At 45.6% G+C, this 3,029-nt stretch carries 5 protein-coding genes; 4 read left to right on the forward strand and 1 reads right to left on the reverse strand.

What is annotated here, in order from left to right:
• Window positions 1-491, reverse strand: a 491-nt coding sequence (locus tag F6K57_RS41580) for an alpha/beta fold hydrolase (protein ID WP_293075013.1), incomplete at its 3' end; no start/stop codon positions are given.
• Here F6K57_RS41580 and F6K57_RS41585 point away from each other — a divergent pair.
• The 4 genes from F6K57_RS41585 (at window position 490) to frr (ending at window position 2,753) form a co-directional block, all read left to right on the forward strand.
• Window positions 490-711 carry a hypothetical protein gene (locus F6K57_RS41585; RefSeq protein ID WP_293020823.1) on the forward strand — a complete coding sequence of 74 codons (222 nt, stop codon included), beginning with the start codon at window positions 490-492 and terminating at the stop codon, window positions 709-711. The two genes, F6K57_RS41580 and F6K57_RS41585, sit on opposite strands and share 2 nt — an antisense overlap.
• 108 nt (window positions 712-819) lie before the next feature.
• A complete protein-coding gene (locus tag F6K57_RS41590) occupies window positions 820-1,368 on the forward strand; it encodes a thioredoxin family protein (protein ID WP_293075016.1) in 549 nt (182 codons plus the stop codon).
• Between the two features lie 121 nt (window positions 1,369-1,489).
• Entirely contained in the window at window positions 1,490-2,218 is a 729-nt protein-coding gene (gene pyrH, locus F6K57_RS41595; protein ID WP_293075022.1) for a UMP kinase, read from the forward strand.
• Window positions 2,205-2,753 carry a ribosome recycling factor gene (frr, locus tag F6K57_RS41600; protein ID WP_293075019.1) on the forward strand — a complete coding sequence of 183 codons (549 nt, stop codon included), beginning with the start codon at window positions 2,205-2,207 and terminating at the stop codon, window positions 2,751-2,753. Before pyrH ends, frr begins: the two co-directional genes overlap by 14 nt.
• The last annotated feature ends 276 nt before the right edge of the window (window positions 2,754-3,029 follow it).

The raw sequence follows: 3,029 nt of genomic DNA on the forward strand, positions 1-3,029 counted from the left end.
AATCGTTGAAGTACTGGTGCGCCAAGACGCTGATACCAAGGGAGTTCAGCCCGTTTACGCTCATGGAGTAGTCGTAGAGAAAAGTTGAGCAGGGCGACTCCTTTGGCTAGCTCTGGATTATCTACAGCGGTTTGCATTAGGGCAATACAGCCGATAGAGTTTCCGACTAAAAATGCCGGACCACCAACCACCTCCCGACAGAAATCCGCAATTTGTTGCCCCCAGGTTTCAAAGGTATAGTCTATCTCTATACCAGGAGTCGGTTTAGCTGAAGCCCCAAAGCCAATCAAATCAATGGCATAACATCGGCAGTTTTCCCCCAACACTGGCAAGGTCTTGCGCCAATGTCCGGAAGATGCCCCAAAGCCATGCACCATCACCACAGCTGGTCCAGAATTACCGTAAGCTTTATACCCAATCGAAAAGCCCTGCCACATCCAGGTTTTTGTTTCAATCTGATCCCTGATTGGGGCTGTGAAAGAGGAGGACATGCTCAAAAAATCCCAAGTTATGCCATATTTACCTTTACATTGTGTAACAAACTCGGCTAACTCTGGTAAATCGTCAGCTGCAGGAGTGGTGATTTTACGGATTGCCTATTCAGCCACGACAACCTATGGTAGAGGTTGCCAAAATGCTCCAGAAGCTCTTTTAGATTCTGAGCAGGTCAATAGGCTCGATGTAGAATTGGGTCGGGAAATTTACCCTTGATGCTAAATTCGTCTATGAGCTAATTGGCGATCGCATCATCTCCCCTTCAGCAAAGCTTCCATGCTAAAGGGGGTTGACCCATGACCCATCACCCATGACCCATCACCCATGACTATAGAAAACATCATCATCACCATTGGCAGTTATGCTCCGGATTTTGAATTGCCGGGAACTGATGAGCAGGTTCACCATCTCTGCCGTTACTTAGAACGTTTCTCAGGAGTGGGAGTTATTTTCTTAGGCAACAACTGCCCCTATGTCAATTGCTACATCCCAAGACTCAAACACATTCAAGACCAGTTTGAACATCAAGGTTTTACCCTAGTGGGCATTAATGCCAATGATGTTTATCAGTACCCCGCAGAGAGTTTTGAGGAGATGAAGCAGTTCTGCCAAGATCAGCAATTGAATTTTCCTTACCTTTGGGATCCAACTCAAGATGTAGCTCACAGCTTTGGTGCCCAGAAAACCACTGAGGCATTTTTGATTGACAATAAGGGAATTGTATGCTATAATCGTTCGATTGATGATAATCCAGAAGATGGTGACGCAGTACAAGCCCATTACTTACACAGTGCGATCGCGTCTCTTTTAGCAGGGCAAGACATTTCACCACAATCAACTAAGGTAACTGGTAGTCCTATTCAGTGGCGATAATCTTTAAGCTGGGATTAAAAATGAGCGATCAGCGATCAGCGATCAGCTATGACCCATGACGAATGGCAAATTTGACTGTTATCTTGATGTGGATAACAATTTCATAACAAAGAGTCGTGGCATGGGGATAAAATACCAAAGGGTTTTACTAAAATTGAGCGGTGAAGCCTTGATGGGCAATTTGGGCTACGGCATCTCACCGGAAGTGGTTCAGGAAATAGCAGCTGAAGTCGCTGCCGTTTTGAATGAAGGTGTTCAAATGGCAATCGTTGTCGGTGGTGGCAATATCTTTCGCGGACTCAAAGCTGCAGCGGGGGGGATGGATCGGGCAACTGCTGATTATATCGGTATGATTGCGACAGTGATGAATGCCTTGACTTTGCAAGATGCTCTAGAACGAAACGATATCCCGACACGGGTGCAAACTGCAATCGAAATGCAGGAAGTGGCAGAACCCTATATCAGGCGTCGTGCCATTCGCCACCTGGAAAAGGGACGAGTGGTCATTTTTGGGGCAGGTAGTGGTAATCCCTTTTTTACCACTGACACCACCGCTGCTTTACGAGCGGCAGAAATCGATGCTGAGGTAATATTTAAGGCAACTAAAGTTGATGGTATTTATGATTGTGATCCTAACCTGAATCCTAATGCCCGACGGTATCAGAGCCTGACTTACAGCCATGTCCTAAGTCAGGATTTGCGGGTGATGGATAGTACTGCGATCGCATTATGTAAAGAGAATAACCTCCCAATTATGGTATTTGATCTAAGGGTGCGGGGTAATATTCACCGCGCTGTTATGGGAGAAACTGTTGGAACAATAGTGGGAGGTTCCTGTGCAATTAGCTGATGTCGAAACCAGTATGCAGAAAGCTGTTGAGGCCACTCAACGGGCGTTCAATACCATTAGGACTGGTCGCGCCAGTACTAGTCTATTGGATCGGGTGATGGTTGAGTACTATGGTACCCCAACCCCCCTGAAATCTTTGGCTAATATCAACACGCCAGACGCTAGTACAATCACCATCCAACCTTACGACAAAAGTATGCTGAACCAGATCGAGAAAGCAATTACTCTTTCGGATCTGGATTTGCCTCCGAACAACAATGGTGAAGTAGTGCGGTTAAATATTCCTCCACTGACTAGCGAGCGCCGTAAAGAATTTGTCAAAATGGCAAGTAAGTTTGCGGAGGAAGGTCGAGTATCGATTCGCAATATCCGTCGTGATGCCGTTGACTCTGTCCGAAAAGAGGAAAAAAATAAGGAAATCTCTGAGGATGAGTCACGGGATTTGCAGGACGAGATTCAGAAGTTGACGAATAAATACACAAAAAAAGTTGATGAAGTGTTCGCGGCTAAAGAAAAAGACATCATGACTGTGTAATGCTACTGTGTAATGCTACTGTGTCATGCTACTGTGTAATGCTATTCTCGGTGGGGGGTGAGTTCATTTTGGCAACTCTTCCCTCTATCGGCATTCACAGTTGTGTGTAATTGTTGTACTTGTGTACTTACTAGTTATTTGATACTGATTGGAAAATGACCCGCTCATGCCACGACTAGCCAGGTCTAGGATGAGCGGATATTTTTAATCTACTTGAACCAAATGACCCGCTCATGCCACGACTAGCCAAGTCTAGGATGAGCGGAATTTTTCAAT

It is taken from the genome of Moorena sp. SIO4A5, from assembly GCF_010672005.1.
In the GTDB taxonomy this organism is placed as follows: Bacteria; Cyanobacteriota; Cyanobacteriia; order Cyanobacteriales; family Coleofasciculaceae; genus Moorena.